The following is a 25,337-nucleotide window of genomic DNA, read 5'->3' on the forward strand; positions in this document are numbered from 1 at the left end:
CTGGTAACAGCTGACAGTCATTTACAATCCCTTTAACGCTTACGCTTGTTTCTAACAAGGGTGTTAATAACCTGTCGTTTCTAATAACGCCACTTTTTTTACTAAAATTTTTAGTAAATTTACCGCTATGGAAAATCTTTTTTTAGTCTGTTTAGTCCCTCCGGTATCCATTGTTGAAGATGTTGAAGAGATCAGAAATTACATTTCTGATAAATTTAAAGTGTATGAATCCTTAAAACGGCCGGCACACATTACCTTATATCCCCGGTAAAAATATCCTCGCGAGAGGCCGAAAAGAGGTTTTTTAATGCGCTCGAAACAGCTTCTTTTATTAGCCCCTTTAACCAGATATTAAAAAACTTCAACGCTTTCCCCGAACATACCTTTTACATCGATGTGGAACCAAATGAAGGCATTATGAACCTAGGGAAACAAATCAGAAAAGAATTAATCCCTTTAAAGCTCCTGGACAAAAAAGACAGTAATAAATTTAATCCACATTTAACCCTGGCTTTCAGAGATCTGAAACCGCCTGTTTTTAAAGAGATTTTAACCGATTTTAAAGACCGTAAATTTAAACGGGAATTTCAGGTTTCTTCTTTTGCTGTTTATAAATATATCGATAAAAGATGGCAGCCCTATAAAGAATTCGTCTTTAAAGCACTCACCGATAAACCTAAAATACCAAGTCTGTTCGATTAATTAGAACGGCATACCTATACCGAAGTTGTACTGTAAAAAGCGGTAAGTATCAGGGGCATGAGTTAAATTATAATTATTTTTAAAATCTCTGGCACCCGATAAAAATTTGCCAATCACCCATTGGTCCGATCCGATAAACTGCGGGTCTTTAAGCTTCAAACCAACATCAAACCTGAAAACGAAATACTGCACATCATAACGTAAACCTACACCCGTACCAATTGCAATTTGTTTAGCCAGTTTATTTAATCTAAAAATGGTCAGTTCATCCAATTCCGGAACTCCGGCGCTTATCGACTCGTTTTTGCGAATACTCCATACATTACCCGCATCAAGAAATGCCGCTCCCTTCAAAGTAGCGCCAAAAAAGTTTCGGGCAACGGTAAAGCGATATTCAAAATTGGTTTCAATCCGCATTGTACCCAATTGATCGAGCCCAAAAAATGCTTTTCGCAATTCATTACTGGCAATCACCTCTCTGTTATAGTTACCTGGACCTAAAGTTCTGGCTTGCCAGGCCCTGATACCGTTCGATCCGCCGGCAAAAAATTGTTTTTCGAAAGGAATACCATTTAGTACTGAGTTACCATAGGCATAGGCTACACCGGTATTTAAACGCGCAATAAATTGCCTGTCTCCTCCCAGATGCTTATACCACCTGATATCTACCTCCGGCCGCATATACTGGTTAAATGGCAAACCTAAAATCTTCGCAGGATCGTCGTTAGCAGGATCGTGCTTAGCGCCTGTTAACCTAGATATTCCCTGCAATAAGTTACCCGCAATGTCCATTCCTGCTCTCAAATACACAAATGTGCGGTATTGATTTAGCTTATCGGCATTTAGCGTATAAGTATATTTCATACCTAAGGTTAAATCCTTCCGATTTAACAGCGTTGAATAGTAAATATTATTGATTACCGTAGCAGAATCTACATTTGGATCAAGGTTTCCGAAACGGTATTCAAAATTTAAAGGCGTAAACGAGTGCAGTTTAGATTTGGTTTCAAACCAATCATAAGTAATCGAATTAATGAAAATCCTTCGTACCGAAACGTCTTTTTGCAAGGCATAAATGTAACTGGTAGCAAAAGTGGTATGCGGCATTCCGTTTCCACCCAAAACCGGATTATAAAATGGAATCATTAACCTTGGCACCGAAATACTGGCACTGATTGAGAAATCGCGTTGGTAAATATCGCTGAATACCTTTGCGCCGTTGCCAATACGAGATTGCAAACCACCTTTAACCTGGAGTTCGAACCGTTCGGCACCCCTAAAAATATTATTATTGGTATAGGTATTTCCAATGGTAAAGCCTACCGTTCCCCCATTAAAAGGCACCTCTCCTTCCACACGGTTGCTCATTACCTTTTGGGGAATAAGCTGAATTACCGTATTGATTTTATTGGAAGTACTATCTCTCCTGAAATAATCAATTTTAACGTTTTTAAATACATTCAACTCATACAGGCGGTCGTAGGTTAGGTTTTCGTTGCGTATGTCGTAAAGTTCTCCTTGTTTAAGAAAATCGTACCTCACAATTGGATTTCGTCTGTACCGCTTAGAAAAATCGGTAAAAATAATCCCGTTTAATGTATCCTTACTGAGCTTATACCTTACCGAGTCAGGAAATCCATCCGGGTTTGGTGCAATAATCATGTGGGTATAACCAATGTTAAATTGTTTGTGGGCACCGTTATCCGGATCACTTACATTTAAGTTTAAATCAATTTTATTGGTTTTAGAACTGGGTTCGGCACCAAAAACATCAAAAGTTACATATGGCCTTAAGAAATAGAAATAACCGTTTTCTTTCATAATCCGGTAAATCTGCTCTCTTTCGTAGGTCAGCGAATCTTCGTCGTACTGCATACCTTTGTGCAAATGGGTAATTTTTGCTTTATTCGATTCGTAAAGGTTTCGGATATTGACATTAGGTATTGAATCGCTTATGCTTTGGATAACATAGGCTGGTCCTGGTTTTGCACTAAATATAATTTCAGCTTTTTTATTGGCCACTTTAATTGCAGCATTAACTTCTGCCTGACGATAACCTTTGCTTTTTAAAAATTTTTGGATCTGTGTTCTCGAAATTTCCACCAGAGTACTGTCTAGTATTGCAGGCGGAGAACCAAAAGGTTTAATGTTATTGGTTTTATAGCGTCCATCTTTGGTATTGAACAAATTATACAAAGGCACATTGATACTTAGTTTAGAGGCTGGCCTGATATCTTTCTGAACGTAATTGTACGCCTGCTCTTCAAATTTAGCGTCTACGCTATCTATGGTTACCTTTTTAACAATCGATTGGTAATCCGGAATGTACCTGGTTGATGAACAGGCTTGAATTAAAAGAATAATAAATAGTAATATTGCAGTACTTTTCAGTTTAATATTCATTAAGTATTGGTATGCTTTCAAAATCACAGATTAGTTTTATAAAGTCGTTACATCAAAAAAAGTACCGTAAAGAACATGGGTTATTTATTGTTGAGGGCATAAAATCCATCCAGGAGTTTTTCCAGTCAAGCTACCACATTCATACTATATTTTATAACAGCGAACAATACAATTTGTTACCCAAATTACCCGCAAATATAAACTTATTTGAAGTAAACAACGCTGAATTAGACAAGATTAGTACGCTGCAAACCCCGCAAGGTTTTTTAGCGCTGGTTCATATCCCCAAAAATAAGATCTTAAACAGCGATGATTTAAAAAAGCAGTTTACTTTGGTTTTAGATGGCGTTCAGGATCCAGGCAACATGGGTACCATTATCCGCACGGCCGATTGGTTTGGTTTCAACAACATCATATGTTCAAAAGACTGTGTAGAAGTTTTCAATCCGAAAACGGTGCAGGCTACCATGGGATCGCTGGCCAGGGTAAATATTTACGAAGAAGACCTGCCTTTATTATTAAGCAATAATACCTTACCTGTTTTTGGAGCCTTATTAGATGGTGAATCTATTTACCACACCCAGTGGGGCAACGAAGGATTGATAGTTTTGGGCAATGAAGGCAAAGGAATATCACCCGAAGTAATTAAAAAAATAAACAAACCAGTTACCATTCCGCGTGTTGGCGAAGCCGAATCGTTAAATGTGGCGGTAAGTGCGGCAATCTTTTGCGCTGAATTAGTGCGAGTTCGGAATTAAATTAGATAATTATTGATATAATATTTGCGGGCTAACTAATAATTGCTATTTTTGCAGCCTTGAATTTAAGGTCGAGTGGCCGAGTGGCTAGGCAGAGGTCTGCAAAACCTTCTACAGCGGTTCGAATCCGCTCTCGACCTCCATTTGTACAAATAAAATAATAAAAGGTTATTACCATGGCAGTTACCAGATTAAAAAGAAAAGACAGAAGAAATAAAAATACAGCTCACCAAGAGGTAGCATTTTTAAAAAGAGCAACTAACATCGAGTTAGGAAGCCGTTCTGCACAACCTAAAAACGATCAATTAGCTAAAAACAATGCTGTTTTAGCTGCTTTGGCAAAATAGTTTTTAGAGACTCTAAAAAATTTAAAGCATTCCTCTGATCAAGGGATGCTTTTTTTGTGCCTTATATTTTTTGAAATCACATTGAAAGTTTATCATGTTAACTCAGCTTGTACTGAGCTTGACGAAGTATCGAAACACATCGCACAGTATTACATGAGCCTTTCTACAAGCTATCAGTGACAGCGTAACAAAGGAGATTCCATCAAGCCCAATCCCCAGCCGTCCCCCTGAACTTGCTTCAGGGTTTCTTATTAGCAAACGCACACTATATAGAGGTACTGAAATAAATTCAGCATGACGATTTAAAGCCTGCCATCATTACTCCAATGTTTTACTAAATGAAATACTCCTCGCAAGCCCCCTAATTCCCTCCCTTAACCTCCTCATTCATCATTAAAAATCTTAACTTTATAAGGTCACCATTTTTACTGAACATGAACATCGAAGAAATATTAAAACAGCTTGAATCCCTTGCCGACGAGAAAGTACGCAAACAGCACATTAAAAATGGCGCACGAGAGAATCTTTATGGTGTAAAAATGGGAGATATCAGGACCCTGGCTAAAAAAATTAAAACCAACCATGCCTTAGCGCTCGAACTTTGGAAAACCGAAAACATTGATGCACGGATGCTTGCCATTTTAATTCTTAAACCAAAGGAGCTATCTACCGTAGAAATAGAGAAAATGGTTGCGTCAGAACAATTTGCCTGGGCCGCTGACTGGTTTTATAATTACGTAGTTAAAGAATATCCTGATAAAGAGCAATTCCGCGAAAAATGGATGAACTCAGGCGATAAGATGCTGGCCCGTGCTGGCTGGAGTTTAACCAGTGGCCGTATTACCAGAACACCTGAAGGGATTGACATTCCTGCTATTCTTAACCGCATTGAAAGCGAAATGACCAATGAAGCACCAGAAGTGCAATGGACCATGAATACCGTTTTAGCCCAAATTGGGATCAACCATCCAGCGTACAGAAACCTGGCATTAGCAATAGGTGAAAAGCTGGGTATTTACCGAGATTATCCCGTTTCTAAAGGCTGCACCTCTCCCTTTGCCCCAATCTGGATCAACGCAATGGTTAGCAGACAAGGCTAGAAAAACACTGCCCAGGAGCTAAAATTTACCAATCCCACAAAGAACATGAGTAAAGAACAAACTAAAGACCTGCTAATATTTTTAAAACCATTCGGTGAAGATATTACCACACTGGTAATGTGGTTACGCAATTTTGTTTGGGAACTGTACCCGCAAACCAATGAGCTGATTTACGATAATTATAATGCAGTAGCCTTTGGTTGGTCGCCAACAGATAAGGTTGGGCACACCTTCTGCTCAATTGCAGTTGGACGGACGAGTAAAAATATTCACTTCGGTTTTTATTGGGGCAGTGAACTTACTGATACCAACAAGATTCTTTTAGGAAAAGGAAATCAATACCGATATATTTTGGTAGCAGATAAAAATAGTTTCCCTCTCGCCTACATCCAAAACCTGATGAAAGAAGCATATCTAAATGCTGAAGCAAAAGTTAAGGATAAAAAACAGATTCAACATGGGCTAACCATCGTAAAATCAATTTCAGACAAAAAGCGTGAGAAAAATATTAAAATACCAAAACAGAATTGAGCCTGCAAATAAGCTATAAGGATGCTAACAAAAAAAGCTAAACGTTATTTTACAGATATTTTTCGCAACGAAATTTAACTTATTGCTTTAACATTCACCAGTGCTTTACAAATGCTTTTAATCAGTCCCGGTCCTTCGTAAATGAAGCCCGTATACAATTGTACCAAAGAAGCACCTGCATCTAATTTCTCTTGCGCATCTTCTGCTGAGTGAATTCCCCCTACACCAATAATAGGAAAAGCTTTATTCGATTTTTCCGAAAGATAACGAATCACCTCTGTTGAGCGTTCTTTTACAGGTTTACCACTTAGACCGCCTGTTTCTTCTGCCAAAACTTTCTCTGTAGCCAGGTTTTCGCGACTAATGGTAGTATTGGTAGCAATAATACCTGCAATTTTGGTTTCAGCAACAATCTCAATAATATCATCAAGCTGCGCATCGGTTAAATCGGGAGCAATTTTCAGCAGTATCGGACGCGAGATATTATTTTTTAGATTTCGTTGCTGTAAGGTATTTAGGATATTTTTTAAAGGCTCTTTCTCCTGCAATTCGCGCAGGCCAGGCGTATTGGGCGAACTTACATTTACCACAAAATAATCTACCACATCAAAAAGCCTGTCGAAACATTTAATGTAATCGTTAACCGCATCTTCGTTAGGTGTGGCTTTATTTTTACCAATGTTTCCTCCTACAACAATATCAGGGTGTTTATCTTTTAGCAAGCGCAAACGCTCAGCCATCACATCTACCCCTTTATTATTGAAACCCATGCGATTAATCAAAGCCTCATCGTTTGGCAGGCGGAACATACGCGGTTTATCGTTACCTGGTTGCGGCATTGGAGTAACCGTTCCTACTTCGATAAATCCGAAGCCCAAATTGCTCAGTGCTTCTACATACTCGCCGTTTTTATCAAAACCGGCAGCCAAGCCAACAGGATTTCTGAATTTTATACCAAAAACTTCTTTTTCGAGGCCTTTTATATGAACATCGAAGCTGCTACGGATAATGGTTTTACCCAAAGGAAACTTATCGTTAAACCATTTTAACCGCTTTACTACAAAATAATGTACATTTTCGGGGTCAAACTTGAAGAATATTGGTTTAATAAGGCGATACATGCCACGAAGATAAGTAAAATATGGAAAATGTAAAAAATATGGAGGATGGAAGAAGAAATGTTCTCCACCCCCATCTTACATCCTCCATCCCTTAATATGCTGCTGTAAACTGCTCCTGGTGATGTGCGTTATTTTCAAGCTCATCAACAATTACAATAGCCAGATCTTCTACTGAAAGGATAGAACGGCCAGCTTCGTTAAACACCGGACTGGTTTTACCCAAACGGTACTTACCTGTACGACCTGTGGTAATGCCATGGTGCATTTCGATAGCCGGACTAAAAAATAACCAGTCTAGCTCAGTTTCTTGTTTCAGTGTATTGAAATAATCACGCACTGCCGATGCGCCTGGTTTAAACTCAGCCGGGAAATTCGGACCATCTACCAACTGGTGACCATCGATTTGCAGGGTACCTGCTCCACCAATAAAGATATAACGTTTAACACCCGATGCTTTAACCGCAGCCTGAATCGCTTCGGCACCTGTAACGGTATCATTGTACAGGTTAGGGTTTGCCCAACCGGCATTAAATGCACTTACAACCGCATCTGCACCGCTTAAAGCCCCAGCTAGTTTTTCGATATCAAGTACATCTACAGCTACTTTGGTTACTTTTTCATCCGAACTTTCGATCTTGTCCGTATCGCGGGCAATGGCTGTTACATCATTTCCACGGTTTACCAATTCGTTTAAAATGGCTTTGCCTACAAATCCTGAGGCTCCTATTAATGCTACTTTCATATTATTTTAATTAAATTACACAGATTAGGGGATTACACCGATTTTGATAACCCCAACATCTGCTTATTGTTTATTATTTTGTTTATTAGTTAATGGTTCATAGTCCATAGCCCGATCCAACTGGAAACTGAGAACTGTAAACTGAAAATTGGTTCATAGTCCAAAGCCTGATCCAACTACAAACTGACGATCAAACTTAAAATTGTAACATTTTTTATTACAGTTATAATCAAATTTTTTTAATCAAATCCCATACTAAAATCTTTTAAGGTTTTTAACGAAAGATCTTTAATTAAAGCGTTTTCGGCATCGCTATATAACTGTGTTAACTGTTTGGCAATTTGCTTTCCTACAGGGCAATCGGGATTGGGTTCGTTTTTGCTTTCGCCAAGTAAACCTTTTTGTTTCACGGCTTTATACACTTCACCCAAATTAATATCAGCAGGTTTTTTAGCCAGGGTAGAGCCTCCGCCCTTCCCTTCTTTACTTTGCACAAAGCCATGTTTATGCAGGTTGGCCAGCTCTTTACGTACCAAAACAGGGTTACAATTAATGCTTCCGGCAATGTATTCAGAATTCAATAGCTGCCCGTTCACCTTATCGAGGAGAGTTAAAATGTGAAGCGATATGGAAAAATGACTGCTATTCATACTGTAACTTTTATTATTACAGAACAAAGGTATTAAAAAAAACAATAAAACAAAAAATGTTAAATTTTTATTCCTAATTCATCTAAAACGTATCTTTGCAACCGAAACTCCCTTTATATTAATATCTTGAAAAAGTTCTTAAAAATTTCGGCCATAACGCTTGCGGCATTATTGGCGCTTTTATTTATTATCCCTTATTTAATCCCACAAACCATTAATAAAGAGATTACCCAAATCATTAATAAAAACATAAAAGGCGAAGTAAAGTTTCAAAGTACCAATATTTCTTTTTTCAACCACTTCCCTTCGTTAACCTTAAACTTAAATGAATTTTTACTGAAAGGATCGGCTCCGTTCCAACAGGATACGCTCATTTACACCAAAAAACTGGCACTGGGCATTAACCTGCTTTCAATATTCTCCAAACAGGTTAAAATCGATGAGTTTTACCTCGATGATGCACGCATAAACATCCTTACCGATGAAAAAGGTCATGCCAATTACAACGTTTACGAAAGCAAAAAAGAAAACGATACACAGAATGAAGAAAGCTCAACAGCCATAAAAATTGAGGGTATTTTTATCAATAACAGTAATCTTACCTATAGCGATAAGTCAATCCCGATGATTATCCGTACACAAGGGCTCAACTATAGCGGAAAAGGCGATTTAAGCAATGCCATTTTTGATTTAAAGAGTAATCTTTCGATCAACCAAATGGACGTTTACTACGCCAATACCCCTTACCTGGTAAAGAAAAAAATAAACGCCAAGCTAATTACCAAGGTAAATACCAACTCCTTGAATTTGATTTTTGACGAAAACAACCTGATGATTAACTCGCTGCCCATCCGTTTTGTTGGTCATTTTTCGTTTTTAAAGGATGGCTATGATATCGATTTCAGAACTAACGCAAAAGAAACTGATCTGCAAAATATTTTCACAGCCTTACCTGCTGAAATTGCAGACAGGCTGGAAAAAACCAAGATTAAGGGTTATGCAGAAATTAATGCCTCATTGATTGGAAAATACCTGGCGGCAACGCATACCATGCCCACACTTGCTTTTAACATGAAGGTGCGCGAGGGTAACATCTCAAATCCCAATGCTCCTGAGCCCATCAGCAACATTTTTTTAAACCTCAAAACCAAACTCCCCAGCCTTAATCCAGATAGTTTGTTAATTGATATGGACAGCCTTTATTTTAACGTAGGCAAAGACTATGTAGCTTCGGTTACTAAAATTAAAGGTTTATCGGCACCAGAAATTTATACCGACACCCGCTCCAATATCGATTTAGCCAAATGGGCCAAAGTAGTAAACATGGACGATCTGCAGCTTAAAGGCCGTTTGAACATCAACCTCAAAGCCGATGGAAAATATACTAAAAAGGTACAGCGTTCGGGCATCAGGCAGGTTGATACCGTTATTGCTACAGTACCCAAATTTTCGTTGAAAGCCAGTTTGGCGGGTGGCTATTTCAAATACCCTGCCCTACCTGCTGCTATTGATAAAATCAACTTCAACATTAACGGTTCTAATACCGATGGTGATTATAAAACCACAAAACTGGCGATCGAAAACATCGATATCCAGGCGCTGAACAATTACATCAGAGGTTTTGCTAAGCTGCAAACCGCAGCTGATATGCCGATAGATATCCAGCTGAAATCGCTGATCAACTTTGCCGATATTAAAAACATTTATCCGGTTAAAGGCTACGAATTAAGCGGCATCATGAATATCGACCTGCAAAGTAAAGGTCCGTACAATAAAGTAAAAAAGCTTTTCCCGGTTACTGCAGCCAGTATTAAACTAAATAATGGCCGCATTAAAACGCCAAGTTTCGACCAGCCTTTAGAGCAGATTGAAATTGATGCCGATCTGATTAACACCGACGGAACTTTAAAAAACACCAAACTGAACATTAAACCCATTGCCTTTAAAATGGCTGGGCAACCGTTTATGCTGAAGGCCGATGTGAATAATTTCGAGAATATCGCCTACAACGTTTCATCAAAAGGTACGGTTGATATCGGTAAAATGTACAAGCTTTTTGCCGTTAAAGGTTACCACGTGAATGGAATAATCTTCGCCGATGTTTCTTTTAAAGGTTTACAGCACGATGCAATGGCAGGCAGGTATAACAAACTGCAAAACAACGGCTCTATGAGTATTAAAGACCTGAATATCCAGTCTGACTTATTCCCTAAAAGCTTTTTAATCAAAAACGGTGTATTCTCTTTCCGTCAGGATAAGATGAATTTTGATGAATTTAATGCCACTTATGGCCAGTCTGATTTTAAACTAAATGGCAGTCTGAACAATGTAATCAACTATGTTTTAAATGACAAAGCTAAACTGGAAGGGAATTTTAAGCTGACCAGTAAACAAATTTTAGCTGATGAATTTATGGTTTACTCAGCCGGTGCAGCCAACAATCCGACAACCTCAAATGGGGTAATCCTGATTCCCGATAACCTGAATGTTACTTTTTCGGCCAATGCCAACGAGGTAAAATACAACGGCCTTAACATCAAAAACGCAAAGGGAACCATGCGCATTAACAACGGTGCACTAACCTTACAGCAAACCGGTTTTAACATTGCCGGCGCACAGGTAGGAATGGATGCTTCCTACAAAAGCACAAGTCCGAAGAGTGGTTTATTTGATTTTCACCTAACTGCTAAAGAATTTGACATTGCCAGAGCTTACAAAGAAATTAAGCTGTTCAGGGAAATGGCCAGCTCTGCATCGAAAATTAAAGGTATTGTAGGTTTAGATTATCAGCTTTCGGGCAAGTTAAACGACCAGATGTTCCCTGTATTCCCATCCCTGAAAGGTGGTGGTGTTTTAAGTCTGAAAAAGGTAAGCTTAATGGGTTTTAAAATGATGAACGCAGTGAGTAAGGCTACCAAAAGAGACAGCTTAACTAACCCCGATTTATCCGATGTACAGGTAAAATCGACCATCAAAAATAACATCATTACCATCGAACAAACTAAAATGAAGGTTGCCGGTTTTAGGCCGCGCTTTGAAGGTCAGGTAAGTTTTGATGGCCGTTTAAATTTAAGCGGACGTTTAGGCCTTCCCCCTTTTGGTTTATTTGGCATCCCGCTAAGCATTACCGGTACGCAGGAAAAACCTGTTGTTAAACTGAAAAGAAATAAAGAAGGGAAACTGGAAGAAAGCCCTGAAGGGAAATAAATTGATCATTGCTGTTGACTAAAGCCAACAGCAATGATCATTAATCCAACAAGTGGTTAATCTGTGCATACTGTAAAAGCATAATCGTTTTACCGTCTTTTATTTCGCCGGTGCTAATCATATTCAGGGCTTCATTAAAGCTTGTTTCTAAAACCTCAATGTTTTCTTGCTCGTCGTGATGGCCTCCGCCGGCGCTAACTTTCATATCTTTGGTGTATTCGGCCACAAAGAAATACAGGATTTCGGTTACCGAACCCGGCGACATATAAGCTTCGAATACCTTTTTAACCTCTCTTATCTGGTAACCTGTTTCTTCTTCTGTTTCGCGCTTTATTGCCGTCTCCGGATTGTCTTTATCCAATAAACCAGCGCAGGTTTCAATCAGCATACCATCATCATTGCCGTTAATATAAGTTGGCAAACGAAATTGTCTGGTTAAGATAACCGTTTGCTGTTCCTTGTTATAAAGCAAAATTGTTGCTCCGTTTCCCCTGTCGTAAGCTTCACGGTTCTGAATCTCGCTGCTACCGTCTTTTTTACAGTACTCGAAAGTTATTTTGTTTAACGTGTACCAATTATCCGAAAGGATTTCTTTACTGATTATCTTAATGTTTTCGTTGCTCATATTGTAGTGGTGTAGCCCAAAAATACATTTTACCAGCTATGCCGGTTAAACACCACGGTAATAAATATATCATATTCGTTGTTGGTTGCTTTAACAAGCTCAGTCCTATCTCTTTTGAAGAGCAGAGACAACAGCTTTTTTTAACGTCAGCCCCGCTATCACTTCAATTCCGTCCATTACACGGTCCCTCCCGCTTCGGGCTTTCCGTTCTATCGGATCTATTTAACACCATACCCAGCTAAAATGAACGCATGGGCAAGCCGTTTTGAAAAGTCCAATCATTTCTATTTGAGTACCAGGGTTAAAAAAGCCTTTTAAAATTTGTACTTTTGCAGCCGAAATGATTTCAATAAATAATTTAACATTCCTGATAGGATCGAGAGCCTTATACGATGATGCCAACTGGCACATTAAACCGGGCGACAGAGCGGGCTTGATTGGCGCTAACGGAACAGGAAAATCGACACTTTTAAAATTAATTGTAGGTGAGTATGCCCCAAGTTCGGGTACTATTTCGATGTCGAAAGACCTGAAAATAGGTTACCTGAACCAGGATTTACTGTCTTACGATTCGCACCATAGCATTTTGCACGTGGCCATGGAAGCTTTTGAGCGCCAGAACCAGCTGCACGATGAAATTGAAGAATTGCTTAAAAAAATCGAAACCGATTACAGTGAAGAGGTTTTATATAAACTGAGTGATAAACAACAGGAATTTGAGGCTTTAGATGGTTACAACATCGAATACAGGGCCAACGAAATCCTGGCCGGTTTAGGTTTTAGCACAGCCGATCAGCTCCGTCCGTTAAATACCTTCTCCGGAGGTTGGCGGATGCGGGTAATGCTGGCCAAAATCCTTTTACAAGATCCGGACATCTTATTACTCGATGAGCCAACCAACCACATGGATTTACCCTCTATCAAGTGGTTAGAGAACTATTTAATGGGTTTTGAAGGTGCAATCGTTATTGTATCGCACGACAGGTATTTCTTAGATAAGATTGTAAACCGTACGGTTGAATCGCGTAAAGGAAAATTAACTGTTTATGCAGGTAACTACAGCTTTTATGTAGAAGAAAAAGCACTGCGTGGAGAGATACAGAAAGGTGAATTTAAAAACCAGCAGGCTAAAATTAAACAGGAAGAGCGTTTAATTGAGCGTTTTAAAGCCAAAGCATCTAAAGCGAAGATGGCGCAATCGCGCATGAAAGCTTTAGATAGAATGGAACGTGTGGAGGATGTGGACGACGAAAACCCAACCGTTAATTTCGCCTTTAAATTTACGAAACCATCGGGCAGGCACGTAGTGCGCATAGAGCATGCTACCAAGCATTATCCAAATGTACATATCCTGGAAGATGCAGAAGCTGTGATTGAAAAAGGCGATAAAATTGCTTTGATTGGTGCAAACGGTAAAGGTAAATCGACCTTACTACGGATGATTGCCGGGACGGAAAAATTTGAGGGTTTCTGCGAAACCGGTCATAATGTTTCTACCACCTTCTTTGCCCAGCACCAATTAGAATCGTTGCACTTAGGCAATTCGATTTTAGAAGAGCTACAGGCTTTTGCACCTAAACACAGTGATACAGAATTACGTAGTATTTTAGGTTGCTTCTTGTTTACCGGCGATGATGTTTTCAAGAAAATCAAAGTACTATCGGGAGGTGAAAAATCTCGTGTGGCCCTGGCTAAATCGCTAACTACCGATTCAAATTTCCTGATTCTGGATGAGCCTACCAACCACCTGGATATCCAGTCGGTAAATATTCTTATTCAGGCATTAGATCAGTTTGAAGGTACTTTTATTGCAGTATCTCACGACAGGTATTTCCTGGATAACGTAGCCAACAAAATCTGGTTTATCGAGAACGAGAAAATTAAACAATACCCGGGTACCTACGAGGAATACGAAGAGTGGAACAGCAAACGCGTAATTCCGGCATCGAAACCTATTCCAGTTAAAATGCCTGATAAACCAAAGGAAGCACCAAAACCAGCGAGTCCTAATACAGCTAATCAGTTAAAAAAGCTGAACGATGAGCTGAAAAAAATCGAAGCACTGATTGCTGAACTGGAAACAACTGTTTTAAGCATCGAAACTGAACTGGCTGATGAAAATGTTTACAGCAACGCCGATAAGCTGGCCGAAGCGAATAAACGTTACCTGGCCGCTAAACAGGATTTAGATAACAGTCAAACCAAATGGGAAACCCTGGCTACCGAAATTATGGAGCTGGAAGGGTAACTATAATTTATAATGAAGCCGCAGATAAAACCTGTGGCTTTTTTTTGCTGTGCTGTCAGGTGTTTCCACCTGACTCTAACAAAATCAAGCAATGGAGGCACTGATTTACACGGAATGTTTTTATGCGATTTTTCATAGTGGACGTCCTGAATTTATTTCAGGGTCTCTTTCCTACTAAAGAGATGCTGAAACAAATCCAATAGCTATCGGATCAGCATGACGGTAAGTGAGCTATGGCTTCCGGGCATCCGTGGCTGAACTAAGCACAAAACAAAATTTCTTTTTATCTCTGCCGAATACTATGTAGCTTTATCCATGCAAAAACTAATCGCTGTACTACTTTTCTTTATTCCGACACTCACCTTTGCCCAAAACGATAAAACGTTTACCAGCGAAAACAAAATTTACCTTCCCAACATTAAAACTGTGCTGTGTTACAACAGCAATAAAGAGCAGAGCTTGCCTGTTATTATGCTCAACTCGTCAGAAACCATTACTTTTTCTTTTGATGATTTACTGGCGGGCACTAAAAATTACTGGTACACCATCGAACATTGTACTGCCGAGTGGAAGTCTTCACAAATCTCAACTATAGATTATCTGGGCAGCTTTAACGACGACCGCATCATCAATTACCGCTACTCTTCTAACACTGCCCGAAAATATACCCATTACGAAATTAGCCTGCCCAACACACAGATACAACCTAAAATTGGTGGTAATTACGTGTTAAAGGTTTATTTGGATGGCGACAAAAACAAGCCGGTAATTTCTCAGCGATTCTATGTGTTAGATAGTCAGGTTGCCATAGCAGCTGAAATAACCAACTCCTTACAGGTAGAATTTCGCAATAACAAGCAAAAAATCAACTTCACGGTTAATCATGCCTTCCCAATCCCAAACCCCTACCAGGATTTAAAAGCAGTGGTGATGCAGAACTTTAATGCCAATACCATTCAGCTTAATTCGAGGCCATCTTTTGTACGCCCAAATCAATTGGTGTATAACGATTTAAATACCAACGATTTTTGGGGCGATAACGAATTCCGGAAGTTCGATACGCGTAGTTTAAGGTACAAAGCCGATAATGTGAAAGATATTTACCGCGATAAAGAATCGGTAAACGTGATGCTTTTTCAGGATGCGCCCCGCAGCGTTGGTGCCTTTGGCAACCAGTTCGATGAAAATGGCAACTTCTTTATCCGCAATACCGATGGCCGTGATGATAAAACAGAAGCCGAATACATGGGTGTGCTTTTTACCTTAAACGCTGCCGCGCCAAGCTCTAACGGCGATGCTTACGTAGTAGGCCGTTTCAATAATTACACCATGAGCAACGAAAACAAACTGTTGTACGATGCCAGTCGCAAACAGTTTTATGGGAATATTATGCTTAAACAAGGCTTATACGATTATGAATTTGCCTGGTTTAACAAAGATACCCAGCAAATGGAAACCAGGGCATTTGAAGGTGCTTTCTTTCAAACAGAAAACAGTTACCAGATTTTCGTCTATTACCGCCGTCCGGGTGCCCGCTGGGATACCCTGGTAGGTTTTACCAACCTCAGCAATAAGGTTAGCGACAGAAGATAAATTAACCCCTTCATAAACACATTAATTGTCAACTTGACTTTTAATGTTACAATACTTACCTTTATTGTTACATTAATTTTCTTTGTTTTATCTGCTGTTCTTTACTTTAGCGAAACCGGAGTAACCAGATAAACACCTAGATAATAAGTGTTTCTAACCAAAAATTATGTTTAAAAAATTAATTGCCGTAGCATTATTAGCCCATCCCTGTGCACATATTTTTGCACAAAGCACAAACAGCCCGTACACCCAATCTATCAATGGGACTAAATTAAAATTTGATATGCAGGCCATTCCTGCAGGCAAATTCAAAATGGGAAGTAAAACGGGTAAACCCGACGAACAACCTGTACACGAAGTAAAACTCGATGCTTTCTGGATCGGGAAACACGAAGTAACATGGGATATTTTCGAACCTTTCTTATACCGCGATTACGAAAAGAAAGCCAGCGAAGGTGCCATTCCTGCTGATGTTGATGCGGTAACGCGTCCAACCAAACCTTATCTGGATATGACTTTCGGTATGGGCAAGGAACACCAGCCAGCGGTAGCCATGACCCAATATAACGCCATTCAGTTTTGTAAATGGTTATACGTACGTACCGGCGTTTTTTACCGCTTACCTACCGAGGCTGAGTGGGAATATGCCTGTAAAGCCGGTGCCGAAACCACTTACGGCTTTGGCAATGATGCCAGCAAACTGGGCGATTATGCCTGGTATAAAGATAACAGCGATAATAAAACCCATCAGGTTGGGCTTAAAAAGCCAAATGCCTGGGGCTTATTCGATATGCATGGTAATGTTAGCGAATGGACTTACGACCAATACATAGCCGATTTTTATGCTAAAAGCGCAGGCAAAACAGCCGAAAACCCTGTAGCAACACCCGAAAAACTTTACCCCAATGCCGTTCGTGGTGGGTCTTACGATGAAACACCCGATAACCTAACTTCAACCGCAAGGCTGGCTTCAAATCCAACCTGGAAACAATTAGATCCGCAAATCCCGAAAAGTAACTGGTGGTTCCCTGAAGCACCGTTTGTGGGGATGCGTTTAGTTAGGCCGGCAAAAACTCCTTCAAAGGCAGAAATAGACGCCTATTACAACAAGTTACCTATCAAAGACTATTAATTAAAATCACCCTAACCACAATAAAGAACTAAACACATGAAAAAACCAATTAATCAACAAGATCGTCGCGATTTTTTAAAGGCAACAGCCATGCTTGCCGGTGGAGCTATGTTGAGCAGCATCCCATTGGCCGGAGCATACGCTTCAGGATCGGACACCATTAAAATAGCCTTAATTGGCTGTGGCGACCGCGGTACCGGAGCAGCATTTCAGGCTTTAAGCACTAAATTTAACATTAAACTGGTAGCCATGGCCGATGCTTTTCAGGATCGGTTGGATAGCAGCTACCAATCTTTAAGCTCGAAATTCGGCGCAAAGGTAGAAGTTCCAAAAGAACGTCAGTTTGTAGGTTTTGATGCTTATTTAAAGGCTATTCCATTAGCCGATGTAGTATTGCTAACTACGCCTCCGGGTTTCCGCCCTATCCATTTCGAAGAAGCGGTAAAACAAAACAAGCAGATTTTTATGGAGAAACCGGTTGCTGTTGATGCACCTGGAATCAGAAAAGTACTTGCAGCTGCCGAAGAAGCTAAAAAGAAGAAACTAAACGTGGTGGTGGGTTTACAACGCCGTTACCAAACCAATTATCGCGAATCGATTAAACGCATTAACGATGGTGCCATAGGCGATATTATGGCAGGCCAGGTGTACTGGAACAGCGGTGGCGTTTGGGTACGTCCGCGTACAGCCAATCAAACTGAAATGGAATACCAAATGAGAAACTGGTATTACTTTAACTGGTTATGCGGCGATCATATTGTAGAACAGCACGTACACAACATCGATATTGCCAACTGGGTAAAAAATGCACACCCAATTTCGGTACAGGGTACCGGAAGCCGTGCATGGCGTACCGGTAAAGATTATGGCGAAATTTACGATAACCACTCTATAGAGTTAACCTATGCTGATGGCGCAATTATCCATAGCCAGTGCAGGCACTTTGAGGGGATCAGCAACCGCGTTGATGAATCATTCCAGGGCACTAAAGGTAAAATATATCTATCGGGCAGCAACCAGGCCATTATGAAAGATTACAGTGGCAAGGAGCTGTACAACCACAATACCAAAGGAAATGCCAACCCTTATCAAACCGAGCACGATGAACTTTTCGAAGCGGTTTCTAAAGGCGAATACAAATTCAGCAATGTAGATTATGCTGCAACCAGTACATTTTCATCAATTATTGGCCGTTATGCAACTTATTCTGGCCAAACCATTAAATGGGATGAAGCATTGGCATCGAACATCAGTTTAATGCCCGAGCGTTTTGCCTGGGATGCCAACCCTAAATTAATGCCTGATGAGAAAGGCTTGTATCCGATAGCTATGCCCGGACAGGCCAAAGTAATTTAACGAATAGCGTAATGCCTTATAAATTGCTATTCCTGCTCATCCCCTTGTTTTTAGGTTTTTCTGTTCAGCAGGAACTTAAACCATATAAAATAAGCGGTTATGCACAGGGAACTGATTATGCAATTACCTATTATGCCAGCGATAGTTTGGCAACCAAACAAGGCATAGATAGCTTGTTGAATGAAATCGATTTATCCATGTCGCTTTACAAAAAGGGATCGTTGATCAATCAGTTTAACGCTTCCAAAAGCGGGGTCAAATTAGACCATTTTATGAGCGCTGTGCTGAAAAGAAGCTTTGAAATTAACCAGGATACCAAAGGTGTTTTCGATATTACGGTAGCACCTTTGGTACAAGCCTGGGGCTTTGGACCAAAAGAAACCAGAACGGAACCTGATCCGGCAACCATCAAATCTATACTGGCCAATGTTGGCATGCAGCAGTTAAAATTAAAAGGTGGCTGGCTCAGTAAGTTAAACCCAGCTGTACAGATCGATTTAAACGGAATTGCGCAGGGCTACAGTGTCGATCTTATTGCCGCTTACCTTGCCCAAAAAGGCATTAAGCAATATGTAGCCGAACTGGGTGGCGAAATCCGCATTGCAGGACCTAAACCCGATGGACAAGCCATGAAAATAGGTATCGAAGGACCTGATAAAGACGGTACGCCGGTAATCAGGCATATTGCCGCCATTAATACCGGTGCCGTTACCACTTCGGGCAATTACCGCAAATTTCACCAAAGCGGGAAAAAGAAAATCTCTCACCTGATTAATCCTAAAACCGGATATCCGCTGGATAACGAAATGATCAGTGTAACGGTTTATGCCAACGATGCCATTACCGCCGATGGCTACGACAATGCACTGATGGCCATGCACCTCAAAGATGCCATGGCCTTTGTTGAAAGCCGCAAAAACCTCGAAGCTTATTTTGTATACCATAAAAAAGATGGTACCGTTGCCGACACCCTGACAACAGGGTTTAAAAAATTGATTATCCCCTCCCCTCAGTTTAAAAACTAAATGATGAAAAGAAGTGAATTTATCAGAAATAGCCTGCTCACCGCCGGTGCTATAACCACAGGTGCGGGAATTACCAATACTTTTGCAGCCGAAAAGCCTAGTACTGCTCTTGGCGATAAGACCTTTAATCTCGATTACGCTCCGCACCAGGGCATGTTCGAAAACCATGCCGGCAAAAGCTTTTTAGATCAGATCCAGTTTATGTACGATAAAGGTTTCCGCTCAATAGAAGATAACGGTTACCTGAACCGCCCTGTTGAAGAACAGGAAAAAATTGGTAAGCTGCTGTCGAAATTAGGTATGCGCATGGGGGTATTTGTGGTTGATGGTGGTGATAACTGGAAAACATCGCTCACTACCGGTAAAAAAGAGTTTAAAGATAAGTTTGTAGAAACCTGCAAAAAATCAGTAGAAGCCGCTAAACGATGCAATGCCAAATGGTTAACCGTAGTACCCGGCTTTTACGAACGTAATTTACCTTACGGCAACCAGTTTGCCAACGTAATAGATGCCATGCGTGCAGGCGCTGAGGTTTTTGAGCCACATGGCTTAATTATGGTACTCGAAACTTTAAGCGATACCCCGGAGCTTTTTCTGCAAAAAACCAACGAAACATACGCGGTATGTAAGGCTGTTAAAAGTCCGTCGTGCAAAATCCTTTACGATATTTACCACATGCAGCGCACCGAAGGTGATCTGATCAAAACCATCGACCGCTGCTGGGATGAAATTGCCTACATCCAGATCGGTGACAACCCGGGCCGAAAAGAGCCAACCACAGGCGAAATCAACTATAAAAACCTGTTCAAACACCTTCATAAAAAAGGTTATAAAGGTGTTATGGGGATGGAGCATGGTAACTCGAAAGGTGGTAAGGAAGGTGAGCTGGCAGTAATTTCGGCCTACCGTACTGAGGACAACTTTTTGTAATTAAAATCCGTCATTTTCAACCGCGAAGCAGTTTTAATGCTTGCGCTACCAGCGCTCAAAGATTGCTTCGCCGGCTGAAAAAGCCTTCTCAGCAATGACGGATTTTCTAAAGCCATGGTCGTCTCTGTACAAAACAACCCCATTTCCACTTAACCAGCCTTCAAAACCCATACCGAAACACTACCAGCATTACAGTAAAACTCTGCCCAGCCGTTTTCATCTATGGTTATCTCCTCTTCCCGGTTGCCCAAAGCATCAACAAAGGTTTTCCCTGCAAAATGAGCGCCTAATTCCATTTGTTTAAAGCCATCATCTCCCGTGCTCAAAAGCACCGCTAAACCACTGTTTTCATGTTCCTCATCGCCGGCGCGTGTCCAGCCTATGCAATCGCTGTGATCAAAATAATCGCGCTGCTCACCATAAGCCAGAGCTGTACGGATTTTACTCATCGTTTCTACTTCAGGTATCCCAACAAGCTCCACATGTACATCCTCGCCCGCTTCATTCTTGTCATCATAAATCCCTCCGTATAAATCCGGGAAAAACAAGCAAGGAATGCCCTGCTCTCGCAATAAAATCAACGCATAGGCCAATGGCCTGAACCAAAATTCTACATACGATTCCAGGGCTTGTAAAGGTTGCGAATCGTGATTATCGACAAAAGTAACCGCCAGCTCAGGTTTAACCTGAACCAGTGTACCCTCAAAAATTGCACTCATGTCGAATTCACCGCCGGCTTTGCTGGCCAGGAAAAAATTGTGGTGTAAAAGTGAATCAAAAATCTGCGTGCGGCCTCCTGTAGTTTCGATATAAGCCAGCTGACCTTCAATATCTTCAACATTCCAGTCTTCGGCTACGATAAAGAATTCGCGACTATATTTATGATTCAGGTGGTCAATCCATTCGATAATGAAATCGGGGTTAATGTGCTTAACTGCATCCAGCCTGAAACCGTCTATTCCTGTGGTTTCTACCACCCATTCGCCCCAGTATTTCAACTCTTCAATCACTGCTCGGTTGCGGTAATCAATATCGTTAAACATTAGGTAATCGTAATTACCAAATTCGGTTGAGGGCACCTCTTCGAAGCCTTCCCCGTAGGTATTTTGAATTGAATAAATAGCTGTTTCCTGCAGGTCTTCCGCCCAATCTACCCCGCTAAAACATTCTTGGGTCCAGATAAATTCCGAGTATTTACCCTGGCGGCCGGGAAAAGTAAACTTTGTCCAGGCTTCAATTTCAAAAACATCGCTGGTAAATTCGTTCCGGTTATCAGGGTTAACCCTGCGCACGGCTATTTTCTCCAGCTCATCGCCCCCAGCTTTATGGTTAAATACCACGTCGGCCAAAGCCGCAATTCCTTCTTTGTGCAGGGCTTCAATGGCTTGTACATATTCGTCTTTCGATCCATATTTCGTCGGCAAGCTGCCTTTCTGGTCAAACTCACCCAAATCAAACAAATCGTAAACGGCGTAGCCTACATCGTAAGCCGCATTGTGCGATTTGTAGGCAGGCGGCAACCACACTGAGGTAACACCAAGCGACTTTAAATGACTGGCTTCTTTGGCCACTTTAGTCCATAATTTTTGTTCTTCGTTATAATACCAATGGAAAAATTGGATCAGGGTCTGGTTCTGCATTAATTGGATTTTAGATTACATAACATGTTTAATATGCAATTGTTTTTTTTTAGATTTACAGGAATAACCCTGTACGCTTTTTCTGCTGTTTGCGCAGATCACCGCAGAAAAACAAAACAATCACTCTGCGCGCTAGTCTGTTTCATCTGCGGGAAAAATCTTACCCATAATTTTCCTGCTGGTTGCAGAGATTTCCATGGAAATAGCATAGCTGCCCGTTTTAAATACAACTTTAACAACAATTTCCTTATTTTTGCGGGCAAATGAGCTTAAAAAAGAAATTTGCCAGAGAGAGTTTTACCATCATGAACGAGTTGGTATTGCCGAACGATACCAATACGCTAAACAATCTGATGGGTGGTCGCCTGCTCCACTGGATGGATATTGCAGCGGCAATTTCAGCGCAAAAGCACTGCAACCGCATTGTGGTAACCGCATCGGTTGATAATGTTTCTTTTAAGCAACCCATTAAACTCGGCGACGTAATTACTATTGAAGCCAAGGTTACTCGCGCCTTTAATACTTCGGTAGAGGTTCGTTTAGATGTTTGGGCAGAGAACATTCCCAGTGGTGCACGCCAGAAAAGCAATGAGGCCTATTACACCTTTGTAGCCGTAGATCAGAGTGCACGTACCATTCCTGTACCCGAGCTTATACCCGAAACACCTGAGGAAAAAGACCTGTATGATGGTGCCCTGCGCCGTCGCCAGTTACGTCTGGTTTTAGGTGGTAAAATGGATCCTGATGATGCCAGCGAACTGAAGGCACTTTTCTTTAAAGCCTAATTTTTACACTAAAACTTCTTGGTAGTTAAACGGTTTGTTTTATTTTAGCAGCTTACCCTGCGCTGAAAAATATGACAACCTATACCATACTTATTATTTTAAGCGGATTGGTGATCTTCTCCTATCTGTTTGATCTGGTGGCCAGTAAAACCAAAGTACCATCGGTTTTATTGTTACTTTTATTAGGCATAGGCCTGCGGTTTCTGGTCGATTATCTCCAGATCCATACCTTCAATTTTCTGTCTATTTTACCTATGCTGGGTACTGTTGGGCTAATTCTGATTGTTTTCGAGGGTTCGCTCGAGCTGAAATACGACCAGCATAAAAACAAGGTCATCCGTACCGCTTTATTATCGGCGCTAAGCGTTTTACTCGGTTCCATTGCTGTTATTACCGCTATTATTTATCAAATCACACATCAGGATTTATACACCTGCATGGCCAATGCCATTCCTTTTAGCGTAATTAGTTCTGCCATTGCCATCCCTTCGGCAGCGGCACTGGGCAATAAAGACCGCGAGTTTGTAATTTACGAATCTTCCTTTTCCGATATCCTGGGGTTATTATCTTTAACTTTGCCATTACCAACCATGGTTTTAGTACTTCGGCAGTGATTGGCCTCGGCTTAAGCACTTTTTTAATTGTACTGCTCTCGGCCATTGCCTGCGTGGTATTGCTTTATATCATGGGCAGGCTTGTACACCACATTAAATTCTTTTTAATTATTGCCATACTCATACTCGTTTACGCCATAGGTCAGTCGTACCATTTATCTTCGCTGGTGCTCATATTAAGTACCGGTTTATTCCTCAACAATGCCGATACCATCAGGAATGCCTGGTTCAGGAGTGTGTTTTTGTATAAAAATCTGTCAGCAGATTTATCTCAGCTTTACCAACTCTCTGCCGAGAGTGCTTTCATTTTACGCACCTTCTTTTTTGTGATATTTGGATTTACCATGAACCTGAACGAGCTGAACAACCAGAATGTACTAGCCAACGGATTTTTCATCCTGCTCGCTATTTATCTCATCAGGTTAGTGTTTCTAAAAGTATTTAAAAAAGAAAGCCTGAGTCCCATTTTATACATTGCTCCGCGTGGTTTAATCAGTATATTGCTGTATTTGCACCTACCTGATAGCCTGAAAATACCCGGAGTAGGCACGCCGTTTTTATTCCTGGTGGTATTGGGCTCCAGTATCATAATGACGTTGGGCATTACCCTCAGCAAAAGAAAAACAGCCGAAATACCTAAGGTCTAAAGCTGCCTGAAATGGCTTTGAGCTGTTGCAGCTCGGCCAAAGTGTTGGGGTTGGCCTGGTAATAAATAGAATAATAACTCAGCTCGTTTACCTGCTTGGGGGCTTTATCACTGAACTTAAAACGTGCAACATTAGGGTTAATGGCATGAATAGGCAAAGCAATGGCATTGCCCAATGCAGTAAAAATAACCGAAAATACAGTGGCCGATACATCTTCCTTAAAAGTTGGTTCTTCTTTGCCCCATTTATCTACCATTTTACCACTGGCATCCATTTTATATTCTTCAGCGCGGTCTTCACCAATTTTAATTAAACTAAATCCTTCATAGCCTTTTTTGACCGTCCTGATTTGCACCGTTTTAATTTCATTAAGCAGCACCGGAATAAGCGTACCTTCATGATTTAAAACCACCTTTACCGAATCTACCCTTTGTAAAATACCTTTGTACTTAACATTTTCGGTTTTAACAATGGCGATATAGGGTTTAATGCTTTGACCCATAGCCAGAGTAGCGGTAAGCAAAAGAGAGAGGGTAAAAAAGATGGTTTTCATATGAAAGCGTTAAGATTGCTCAAGATAGTAAGATCTCATGTAAAAGCGTAATGCACGGAGCATGGCCTCAGGCGCTTAGCGTTAGGCTTTAGTTCAGTAACTGCCAACTAAAAACTCCAAACTTAGAACTGCCACCTCCAAACTGAAAAGTCCCCTCTGCAAACTGCCTAGCTTCCCATCTCCAGGATCTTATCAAACTCGGCAGCTTTTAAAGGCATAACCGAAAGACGGCCCTGGCGCACCAGCGAAATATCAACCAAACTTGGTTCGGCTTTGATCTGCTCTAACGAAACCGGTTTTTTTAAGCTTTCAACAGGCGATAAATCAACCACCACCCAGTTGGTATCATCGGTTGTAGGGTCCTGATAAAACTCTTTTACTACTTTGGCAATACCCACTACGTTTTTACCCTCGTTACTGTGGTAAAAAAGTACTAAATCGCCTTCCTGCATTGCTTTGAGGTTATTCCGGGCCTGGTAATTGCGCACACCATCCCAAAAGGTGCGGCCATCTTCATTAAATTTCTCCCAGCTGTATTTAAAAGGTTCTGATTTCACTAACCAATGATTCATGTATTGTATTGTTTAAAGGGCTTTAAAGACATATTATTAGTTCTATTTTCGGATTG

General features: G+C 40.7%; 23 protein-coding genes, 1 tRNA gene and 1 pseudogene. 17 read left to right on the top strand and 8 right to left on the bottom strand.

Going from position 1 to position 25,337, the window contains the following annotated elements; genetic code table 11:
- Positions 1–127: 127 nt before the first annotated feature.
- Together G7074_RS02775 and G7074_RS02780 are read left to right on the top strand one after the other, a co-directional pair.
- On the top strand, positions 128–271 hold the full coding sequence (locus G7074_RS02775; protein WP_166206765.1) for a 2'-5' RNA ligase family protein: 144 nt from the start codon (positions 128–130) through the stop codon (positions 269–271).
- 77 nt (positions 272–348) lie between these two features.
- Positions 349–702, top strand: coding sequence for a 2'-5' RNA ligase family protein (locus G7074_RS02780; protein ID WP_240916544.1), 354 nt, complete (start codon positions 349–351; stop codon positions 700–702).
- Here the strand turns inward: G7074_RS02780 and G7074_RS02785 are convergent, their stop codons facing one another.
- Positions 703–3,105, bottom strand: a complete 2,403-nt coding sequence (locus G7074_RS02785) for a BamA/TamA family outer membrane protein (protein WP_233603880.1) — start codon at positions 3,103–3,105, stop codon at positions 703–705.
- Between the two features lie 11 nt (positions 3,106–3,116).
- Here G7074_RS02785 and G7074_RS02790 point away from each other — a divergent pair, with 11 nt between their 5' ends.
- The 5 genes from G7074_RS02790 (at position 3,117) to G7074_RS02810 (ending at position 5,841) form a co-directional block, all read left to right on the top strand.
- Positions 3,117–3,863, top strand: coding sequence for an RNA methyltransferase (locus G7074_RS02790; protein ID WP_166206768.1), 747 nt, complete (start codon positions 3,117–3,119; stop codon positions 3,861–3,863).
- Between the two features lie 69 nt (positions 3,864–3,932).
- Positions 3,933–4,006, top strand: a tRNA-Cys gene (locus tag G7074_RS02795).
- 33 nt (positions 4,007–4,039) lie between these two features.
- Positions 4,040–4,210, top strand: coding sequence for a hypothetical protein (locus G7074_RS02800; protein ID WP_029275070.1), 171 nt, complete (start codon positions 4,040–4,042; stop codon positions 4,208–4,210).
- 434 nt (positions 4,211–4,644) lie between these two features.
- Complete coding sequence (locus tag G7074_RS02805; RefSeq protein WP_166206771.1) at positions 4,645–5,310, top strand: DNA alkylation repair protein; 666 nt, start codon at positions 4,645–4,647, stop codon at positions 5,308–5,310.
- Positions 5,311–5,355: 45 nt separating this feature from the next.
- A complete protein-coding gene (locus tag G7074_RS02810; protein WP_166206774.1) occupies positions 5,356–5,841 on the top strand; it encodes a hypothetical protein in 486 nt (161 codons plus the stop codon).
- 74 nt (positions 5,842–5,915) lie between these two features.
- On the opposite strand, the gene G7074_RS02815 is transcribed toward G7074_RS02810, so the two are convergent.
- The 3 genes from G7074_RS02815 to G7074_RS02825 all read right to left on the bottom strand — a co-directional run bounded on the left by G7074_RS02815 (position 5,916) and on the right by G7074_RS02825 (position 8,354).
- Positions 5,916–6,962: a quinone-dependent dihydroorotate dehydrogenase gene (locus G7074_RS02815; RefSeq protein ID WP_124560156.1), complete on the bottom strand. Its 1,047-nt coding sequence runs from the start codon at positions 6,960–6,962 to the stop codon at positions 5,916–5,918.
- 91 nt (positions 6,963–7,053) lie between these two features.
- Positions 7,054–7,704, bottom strand: a complete 651-nt coding sequence (locus G7074_RS02820) for an NAD(P)-dependent oxidoreductase (RefSeq protein WP_166206777.1) — start codon at positions 7,702–7,704, stop codon at positions 7,054–7,056.
- 239 nt (positions 7,705–7,943) lie between these two features.
- Entirely contained in the window at positions 7,944–8,354 is a 411-nt protein-coding gene (locus G7074_RS02825) for an Rrf2 family transcriptional regulator (RefSeq protein ID WP_166206780.1), read from the bottom strand.
- A gap of 171 nt (positions 8,355–8,525) precedes the next feature.
- Here G7074_RS02825 and G7074_RS02830 point away from each other — a divergent pair.
- Positions 8,526–11,384: pseudogene (locus tag G7074_RS02830) on the top strand (AsmA family protein); the annotation flags it as partial.
- A 217-nt stretch (positions 11,385–11,601) separates the two neighbouring features.
- Here the strand turns inward: G7074_RS02830 and nudK are convergent.
- Positions 11,602–12,186 (bottom strand): GDP-mannose pyrophosphatase NudK, encoded by a 585-nt coding sequence (nudK, locus tag G7074_RS02835; protein WP_166206786.1) that lies wholly within the window; start codon positions 12,184–12,186, stop codon positions 11,602–11,604.
- A gap of 340 nt (positions 12,187–12,526) precedes the next feature.
- On the opposite strand from nudK, the gene G7074_RS02840 reads away from it, so the two are divergent.
- The 6 genes from G7074_RS02840 to G7074_RS02865 all read left to right on the top strand — a co-directional run bounded on the left by G7074_RS02840 (position 12,527) and on the right by G7074_RS02865 (position 20,470).
- The gene (locus tag G7074_RS02840) at positions 12,527–14,434 is read left to right on the top strand and encodes an ABC-F family ATP-binding cassette domain-containing protein (RefSeq protein WP_124560161.1); all 1,908 of its coding nucleotides are present in this window, start codon (positions 12,527–12,529) and stop codon (positions 14,432–14,434) included.
- Positions 14,435–14,749: 315 nt separating this feature from the next.
- Positions 14,750–16,027 carry a DUF5103 domain-containing protein gene (locus tag G7074_RS02845; protein ID WP_166206789.1) on the top strand — a complete coding sequence of 426 codons (1,278 nt, stop codon included), beginning with the start codon at positions 14,750–14,752 and terminating at the stop codon, positions 16,025–16,027.
- Positions 16,028–16,193: 166 nt separating this feature from the next.
- Positions 16,194–17,159, top strand: coding sequence for an SUMF1/EgtB/PvdO family nonheme iron enzyme (locus G7074_RS02850; RefSeq protein ID WP_124560163.1), 966 nt, complete (start codon positions 16,194–16,196; stop codon positions 17,157–17,159).
- 36 nt (positions 17,160–17,195) lie between these two features.
- Positions 17,196–18,515, top strand: coding sequence for a Gfo/Idh/MocA family oxidoreductase (locus G7074_RS02855; RefSeq protein WP_124560164.1), 1,320 nt, complete (start codon positions 17,196–17,198; stop codon positions 18,513–18,515).
- A gap of 11 nt (positions 18,516–18,526) precedes the next feature.
- On the top strand, positions 18,527–19,540 hold the full coding sequence (locus tag G7074_RS02860) for an FAD:protein FMN transferase (RefSeq protein ID WP_166206792.1): 1,014 nt from the start codon (positions 18,527–18,529) through the stop codon (positions 19,538–19,540).
- Positions 19,541–19,543: 3 nt separating this feature from the next.
- The gene (locus tag G7074_RS02865) at positions 19,544–20,470 is read left to right on the top strand and encodes a hydroxypyruvate isomerase family protein (RefSeq protein WP_166206795.1); all 927 of its coding nucleotides are present in this window, start codon (positions 19,544–19,546) and stop codon (positions 20,468–20,470) included.
- A gap of 149 nt (positions 20,471–20,619) precedes the next feature.
- On the opposite strand, the gene G7074_RS02870 is transcribed toward G7074_RS02865, so the two are convergent.
- Positions 20,620–22,110, bottom strand: coding sequence for an alpha-amylase (locus G7074_RS02870; RefSeq protein ID WP_166206798.1), 1,491 nt, complete (start codon positions 22,108–22,110; stop codon positions 20,620–20,622).
- 263 nt (positions 22,111–22,373) lie between these two features.
- Between G7074_RS02870 and G7074_RS02875 the strand changes: the two genes are divergently transcribed.
- The 3 genes from G7074_RS02875 to G7074_RS26975 all read left to right on the top strand — a co-directional run bounded on the left by G7074_RS02875 (position 22,374) and on the right by G7074_RS26975 (position 24,156).
- On the top strand, positions 22,374–22,895 hold the full coding sequence (locus tag G7074_RS02875) for an acyl-CoA thioesterase (protein WP_124560168.1): 522 nt from the start codon (positions 22,374–22,376) through the stop codon (positions 22,893–22,895).
- 71 nt (positions 22,896–22,966) lie between these two features.
- The gene (locus tag G7074_RS26970; RefSeq protein ID WP_240916455.1) at positions 22,967–23,509 is read left to right on the top strand and encodes a cation:proton antiporter; all 543 of its coding nucleotides are present in this window, start codon (positions 22,967–22,969) and stop codon (positions 23,507–23,509) included.
- Entirely contained in the window at positions 23,506–24,156 is a 651-nt protein-coding gene (locus G7074_RS26975) for a hypothetical protein (protein ID WP_240916456.1), read from the top strand. Before G7074_RS26970 ends, G7074_RS26975 begins: the two co-directional genes overlap by 4 nt.
- On the opposite strand, the gene G7074_RS02885 is transcribed toward G7074_RS26975, so the two are convergent.
- Both G7074_RS02885 and G7074_RS02890 read right to left on the bottom strand, forming a co-directional pair.
- On the bottom strand, positions 24,146–24,709 hold the full coding sequence (locus G7074_RS02885; RefSeq protein WP_166206801.1) for a hypothetical protein: 564 nt from the start codon (positions 24,707–24,709) through the stop codon (positions 24,146–24,148). The two genes, G7074_RS26975 and G7074_RS02885, sit on opposite strands and share 11 nt — an antisense overlap.
- Before the next feature lie 167 nt (positions 24,710–24,876).
- Positions 24,877–25,281 carry an EVE domain-containing protein gene (locus tag G7074_RS02890; protein ID WP_166206804.1) on the bottom strand — a complete coding sequence of 135 codons (405 nt, stop codon included), beginning with the start codon at positions 25,279–25,281 and terminating at the stop codon, positions 24,877–24,879.
- Between the last annotated feature and the right edge of the window lie 56 nt (positions 25,282–25,337).

Source organism: Pedobacter sp. HDW13, assembly GCF_011303555.1.
Taxonomy (GTDB): Bacteria; Bacteroidota; Bacteroidia; order Sphingobacteriales; family Sphingobacteriaceae; genus Pedobacter.